Here is a 5,790-nt window from a genome sequence, read left to right on the forward strand (position 1 = left end):
GACTGCACCAGTACGCGATACATCTCCGGCAGCGCGCCGCCGCTGCGCAGGTAGGCGTCGGACAAGCGCGCCACCAGCGCCGGCGGCGGCGTATCGGCGACGAAATGCCGGGCCAGCTTGGTGGCGAGATGGCTGGCGGTGGCTTCTGCCTGCGCAAGATCGTGCAGCACCGCCAGCGCCTGCGCCTCGTCCTGTTGCGGGTAGTGGCGGCCCAGGATGGTACGGGCGCCCGGCTCATGCACGCGTGGCCGGAACAGGAAGCGTCCCGGCTCGCCATCTTCGCGGGCGGCCAGGCCGGCGATGCTCCAGCCGGTCAGCGCGCGCGCGAATTCGGTCACGTCGGCCTGCTGGTAGCCGCTGCGCACGCCCAGTGTATGCAGTTCCATGATTTCACGCGCCAGGTTCTCGTTCAGCCCGAGCGGGCGCTCGGGAGCGCGCTGCGCGGCCACCTGCGCCGCCATGCTGTCGGGCCCGATCGAGCGAACCTGGTCCAGGAATATCTGCATGGCGGGGTGGCGCTCGACGGCGACCAGCATGTCCTCGAAGCGCCCGAGCACATGCGGGCGGATCGCCTCGGCCTCGAAGGCGCCGGCCAGCGCGGCCACCGCCGGCTTCTCCACCGAGACCGCGAAATGGTTAGCCCAGAAATGCACCAGCCGCTCGACGAACGGCGCCGGCGTAACCAGCGCGCTGGTCACGCGCGCGTCTACGGCGTCGCGGTAAGCCTCGCGCGTCTCGCGCTGCAACTGCTGGCGCGCCGCGGCCTTGGCGTCGGCCTGCGCCTGGCGGACCTCGCGCTGCTGGGCGCCGAACGCGGCGGCCAGCGCGGCCGTGCCGGGCTGCCCGCTCCAGGATGCCGGCAGCACTTCATAGCGCTCGAACTGGCCGAGCAGCCATGCACGCGGATCGGCCGGCAGCGGCTCGTCCGGGCGGGCGCCCAGCCCGAACCGGTTGACCGCGATCGCGGCGGCCGTCATGGCGGTGGTTGTCATGCCTTGCTCCCCTGGGACCTGGTCTTTAAGCACGCTCGCCGCCTTCATGGCGCCGCCGTGCGCGGCTGCGCCGGTGCGGTGCGCAGCGGGCCGCGCTGCACCAGCGCGTCGGCCAGCTGCTGCCGCTCGGCCGGCGATAGCGTGGCGGCAAAATCGACCACGCTCTGCTCGATACGGCTGCGCACTGCCGCATCGGCTTCGCGCGTGCGGGCGAGCGCCGCCACCAGCGCCTCGCGCTCGAACTGCGGCTGCCGCAGCAACTGTTCCACCTGGTGGCGTCCCTCGCGCGCTGCGTCCACCTCCGGCGCCACGGCGCGGCGCGCGGCGCGCAACCCTTGCAGGAACTGGCGGCGCTGTCCGGCATCCAGGCCGTCGGCGGCAAAGCGCAAGCCGCGCGGCTGGACCGCGGCCGTGCGCTCGGCGGCGTACCAGCGATAACCGCCCCCGCCGATGGCACCCAGCAGGAACACATTGAGCAGCACCGAAATCGCCAGCACCACCTTGATCCGCTTCGGCATCCCCTCGTTCATTCCTCGCTCCCGTTGCGCGCCATGCCGCCAAAGGCGGTCGCCGCATAGGGCAGGTCGATGGCCGCCGGCGCCGGCAACGCAGCCAGCAACGCCGACATCAGCAACACGCCCGCCACGGTGCCGGCCAGGCCGGCGCCTGCCAGCCCCAGGCCGGACCACCACCAGGGCACACGCGGTGCCCGCGCCAGCGGCGCGCTGGCGGCAATGCGGCGCAGCAGCGCCGCGTCCGGCGCCGCCACCCGATGCGCGGCCAGCAGGCGGTCGAGCGCCGCGGCGGCGTCGAGCGCGCCGCGGTGCTCGGGCAATGGGGCCATCGCCTGCCCTTGCGAGCGCTCCCCGGCCGGCCAGTGCGCCGGGTCGGCACCGTATATGTCGATCAGCGCGCGAAATCTTTCGGGTGTCATCGCAAGTCCTCATGATCGCCACCGTGCAGCAGCACAGCGCGCAGGCTGCGGCGGGCGCGGGCCAGCAGGCTTTCCAGCGCCTCGGTGCCGATGCCCATCAGCGCCGCCGCATCGGCGTTGGACAACTCCTGGTAGTAGTGCAGCACCAGCGCCTCGCGCTGGCGCACTGGCAGCCGCGCCAGCGCAGCGCCCACGCGCGCCCCCTGCATGGCCGCCTCCAGCGCCTCCTCGGGCCCGGCCTGCGCCGTGGCCTGCTCGGGCAGGGACAGGGTCTCCACCGCCTGCTCGCGCACGCCGCGCAAGCGGTCGTAGCACAGATTCAACGCTACCCGGTGCAGCCAGGTGTCGAGGCGCGCCCCGCCTGGTTGCCAGCGCGCCGCATGTTTCCACAGCCGCACGAACGCTTCCTGCGCCACGTCCTCCGCTTCGCAGCGATCGCCCAACATCCGCGTGGCCAGCGCGAGCACGCGCGGCAGCTTGCGCGCGATCATCTCCCGCACGGCGGCGGTGTCTTGCCGGCCAACCCGAGCCAGCAGCGCATCGTCCGGATCCATGTCGTTCAATGGTGGTGGCCCCGTGTTGCCTACCCATCGCCGCGCATGCCGCGCCCGCCCGGGGACGGACGCGGCTGCCCCCCCGTCAGTAAACAGACACCGGCGCGCGGTAGTAAGGCCGGGCCGGCACGATCACGCACCCGCCGAGGGACACGGCGGCCAGAACCGCGATCAGAAGCGTCTTCATTGCTATCCCCTTGCTCCGGTTTCACAGCGATCTGCAAATGCCGGGCTGCACCGGCCACGCGGATGACGCGCGCGGGCTTGTCATGTCCGTCATGTCTCTTGAACGCCGTCGGGCGCAAAAACCGGTCGCGGAAAAGCGTAAGAATTGATTACAGGGAGGACGGCCGCCGCGGCACACCGGCGTCGCCCGGCGCCCTCACGCCACCACGTCGACCCCTTCCATCACCCACTGGCGGAAGGTCTGCAGCGCCGGCAGGTGCTGTTTCTGCTCCGGATAGCAGAGGTAGTAGCCCTTCTTGCTCAGCACACGGGCCGGATGCGCCACCACCAGCGCGCCGGTGGCAAGCTCCTCCTCGATCAGGCAGCGTGGGATCAGCGCGATGCCGAGCCCGGACATGGCCGCCTGGGTCAGCAAGGAGAACTGGTCGAAACGCGCGCCGCCCCATGCCTTGCGGGTCGACACGCCAAGCTCGGCGAACCAGTCGGGCCAGGCCTCGGGCACGGTGGTGTGATGCAGCAACGGATAGCGCAGCAAGCCCGACGGTGCGCGCGCCATGCCATCGGGATCGTCCGTCAGCAAGGCCGGCCGGCACACCGGCAGGACTTCGCGGCCGGTCATGTAGTCGGCCAGGCTGCCCGGCCAGACGCCGTCGCCAAAGCGGATGGCTGCATCGAGATCGGGCTGGGAGAAATCGTAGCCCTGCGCGTGCGGCACGAACTCAAGGCTGACCTCGGGATGCTTCTCGAAGAACTGCGGCAGGCGCGGAATCAGCCACTTGGCGCCCAGGGTGGGCATGCTGGCGATATGCAGGGTGCCGCCACGGCCCTGCCTGGAGATCAGTTCCACCGTGGCGGCCTCGATCTCGGTCAGGCTGGGACGGATGCGGTCCAGGTAGCGCCGCCCGGCGTCCGTGAGCATCAGGCGCTGGCGCACGCGCTCGAACAGGTCCACGCCCAGGAAAGCTTCCAGGCTGCGCACCTGCTTGCTGACGGCGCCCTGGGTAACGTGGAGTTCCCGGGCGGCGACCGTGAAGCTGTTGTAGCGCGCGGCGGCCTCGAAAGCCTGCAATTCAGTCAGCGACGGACACAAGCGTCGCATAAATAACCCCTTACTTCACTACCAAACGGAATGATCGCACGATTTTATTTCGTTTGCGGCCAGACTGCCCGAACAAGCAGAATCGTGAAAACCGCTGTTTTACCCTCTTCCATCCCCACTCTCCTCTTTCAGGAACCGCACCATGCAACGCCGTAACATGCTCCGCCTCCTTGCCGCCGCCACTGGTGCCGCCGCCGCCGGCCTGTCGCTGTCGGCTGCAGCCCAGGGCTACCCGACCAAGCCGATCTCGCTGGTCGTGCCGTTCCCGGCAGGGGGCACCACCGACATCGTGGCGCGCATTGTCGCCGACAAGCTCGGCCAGCAACTGGGCCAGACCGTGGTGGTGGACAACCGCGGCGGCGCGGGCGGCAGCATCGGTACCGGCTACCTGGCCAAGGCCGCGCCGGACGGCTACACCCTGGGCATCGCCACGGCGTCCACGCACGGCATCAACCCCGCCGTGTACCCGCGCCTGTCCTACGATGCCACCAAGGACTTCACCACCATCACCAACCTGGCTTCGGTGCCCAACGTGATGAGCATCAACCCGGCAGTCAAGGCCAGCGACATGAAGGGCTTCATCGCCCTGGCCAAGACCCAGCCGAACAAGATGGCCTACGGCTCGGCCGGCAACGGCAGCGTCTCGCACATGATGGGCGAGCTGTTCAAGATGAGCAGCAAGACCGAACTGCTGCATGTCCCGTACAAGGGCGTGGGCCCGGCGCTGAACGACGCCCTGGCCAACCAGGTCCAGGTGCTGTTCGACAACCTGCCCTCCTCGCTGCCGTTCATCGAAGGCGGCAAGCTGCGCGCCCTGGCCGTGGCCTCGCCCAAGCGCGTGCCGGCCCTGCCCAACGTGCCGACCTTCGCCGAACTCGGCCTGCCCGAGGTCAACGACGCCGCCTGGTTCGGCCTGATCGCGCCGGCCGGCCTGCCCGCTGACCTGCAGGCCAAGCTGCACGATGCCACCGTCAAGGTGCTGGCGCAGCCGGAAGTCAAGGCTAAGCTTGAAAAGCTGGGCGCGGTGCCGGTGGGCAACACGCCGGCCCAGTTCGCCGCGCAGATCAAGAGCGAAGTCGCGAAGAACAAGCGCATCGCCGCAGCAGCCAAGATCTCCCTGGACTAATTGCATCGCCATCATGACTGAAGCAGACCGAAAGACCGGGCCCAGCCCTTACCTCCTGCACCTGCCGCAAGGCGAGGGCAGCCCGCTCTTTCTCGATTCGCCGCACAGCGCCACCAGCTACCCGGTGGATTTCCGGCCAGCCGCCGGCCTGCCCCTGCCGCTGCTGCGGCAGGCGGAAGACACCTTCGTCGACGAGCTGTACGCCGACGCTCCCGCACGCGGCATCGCGCTGCTGTGCGCGGGCTTCCCGCGCAGCTTCCTCGATGCCAATCGCGGCATCGAGGAAATCGACGAAGCCCTGCTCGACGCGCCCTGGCCGGGCCCGCGCCAGGACACCTCCAAGGTCCGCCTCGGCAAGGGCCTGGTGTGGCGCGTGCTGGATACCGGCGAAGCCATCTACGACCGCAAGCTGAGCGTGGCCGAGGTGCAGCAGCGCATTGCGCATTACTACCTGCCTTACTACGCGCAATTGCAGAAGCTGGCCGAGCACGCCATCGCCGCGCACGGCAGCGCGTGGCATATCAACTGCCACTCGATGCCGAGCCAGGCGGCGCAGTACGCCACCGAGCACCCCGGTCTCCAGCATCCGGACTTCGTGGTCGGTGACCGCGACGGCACCACCTGCGATACCCGCTTCACGGACCGCGTCGAAGGTGTGCTGAAGGAAATGGGCTACGACGTCTGGCGCAACCACCCCTACAAGGGCGTGGAGATCGTGCGCGTGGTGGGCCAGCCGGCGCAGCACCGCCACAGCCTGCAGCTCGAGATCAACCGCAAGCTGTACATGGACGAAGTGGGCCTCGCGCACAATGCAGGCTTCGGCAAGCTCAAGGCCGACCTCAACGCCCTGCTGGACGATCTCAAGGCCTTCGTCAAGACGGCCTGACGCGCGCTGCCGC

Annotated in this window: 7 protein-coding genes; 2 read left to right on the plus strand and 5 right to left on the minus strand. The window is 69.5% G+C overall.

Features of this window, described 5'->3' with window-relative positions; genetic code table 11:
• The 5 genes from P3W85_RS22685 to gcvA form a co-directional block, all read right to left on the minus strand.
• On the minus strand, nt 1-992 hold a 992-nt coding region (locus P3W85_RS22685; protein ID WP_276266436.1), incomplete at its 3' end, for a DUF1800 domain-containing protein.
• A 44-nt stretch (nt 993-1,036) separates the two neighbouring features.
• A complete protein-coding gene (locus P3W85_RS22690; protein WP_276266437.1) occupies nt 1,037-1,522 on the minus strand; it encodes a periplasmic heavy metal sensor in 486 nt (161 codons plus the stop codon).
• Entirely contained in the window at nt 1,519-1,926 is a 408-nt protein-coding gene (locus tag P3W85_RS22695; protein ID WP_276266438.1) for a hypothetical protein, read from the minus strand. The genes P3W85_RS22690 and P3W85_RS22695 overlap by 4 nt, the downstream gene beginning before the upstream one ends.
• Nucleotides 1,923-2,489 carry an RNA polymerase sigma factor gene (locus P3W85_RS22700; RefSeq protein WP_430869598.1) on the minus strand — a complete coding sequence of 189 codons (567 nt, stop codon included), beginning with the start codon at nt 2,487-2,489 and terminating at the stop codon, nt 1,923-1,925. The genes P3W85_RS22695 and P3W85_RS22700 overlap by 4 nt, the downstream gene beginning before the upstream one ends.
• A 373-nt stretch (nt 2,490-2,862) precedes the next feature.
• Entirely contained in the window at nt 2,863-3,765 is a 903-nt protein-coding gene (gcvA, locus tag P3W85_RS22705; protein WP_276266439.1) for a transcriptional regulator GcvA, read from the minus strand.
• Nucleotides 3,766-3,907: 142 nt separating this feature from the next.
• Here gcvA and P3W85_RS22710 point away from each other — a divergent pair, with 142 nt between their 5' ends.
• Together P3W85_RS22710 and P3W85_RS22715 are read left to right on the plus strand one after the other, a co-directional pair.
• Nucleotides 3,908-4,891 (plus strand): tripartite tricarboxylate transporter substrate binding protein BugE, encoded by a 984-nt coding sequence (locus tag P3W85_RS22710; protein WP_276266440.1) that lies wholly within the window; start codon nt 3,908-3,910, stop codon nt 4,889-4,891.
• Nucleotides 4,892-4,904: 13 nt separating this feature from the next.
• The gene (locus P3W85_RS22715) at nt 4,905-5,777 is read left to right on the plus strand and encodes an N-formylglutamate amidohydrolase (protein WP_276266441.1); all 873 of its coding nucleotides are present in this window, start codon (nt 4,905-4,907) and stop codon (nt 5,775-5,777) included.
• The last annotated feature ends 13 nt before the right edge of the window (nt 5,778-5,790 follow it).

This window comes from Cupriavidus basilensis, from assembly GCF_029335485.1.
GTDB lineage: Bacteria > Pseudomonadota > Gammaproteobacteria > Burkholderiales > Burkholderiaceae > Cupriavidus > Cupriavidus basilensis_E.

Coding starts and splice junctions, on each gene's coding strand:
- P3W85_RS22690 (WP_276266437.1), bottom strand. CDS start 1,522: ATGAACGAGGGGATGCCGAAGCGGATCAAGGTGGTGCTGGCGATTTCG.
- P3W85_RS22695 (WP_276266438.1), bottom strand. CDS start 1,926: ATGACACCCGAAAGATTTCGCGCGCTGATCGACATATACGGTGCCGAC.
- gcvA (WP_276266439.1), bottom strand. CDS start 3,765: ATGCGACGCTTGTGTCCGTCGCTGACTGAATTGCAGGCTTTCGAGGCC.
- P3W85_RS22710 (WP_276266440.1), top strand. CDS start 3,908: ATGCAACGCCGTAACATGCTCCGCCTCCTTGCCGCCGCCACTGGTGCC.
- P3W85_RS22715 (WP_276266441.1), top strand. CDS start 4,905: ATGACTGAAGCAGACCGAAAGACCGGGCCCAGCCCTTACCTCCTGCAC.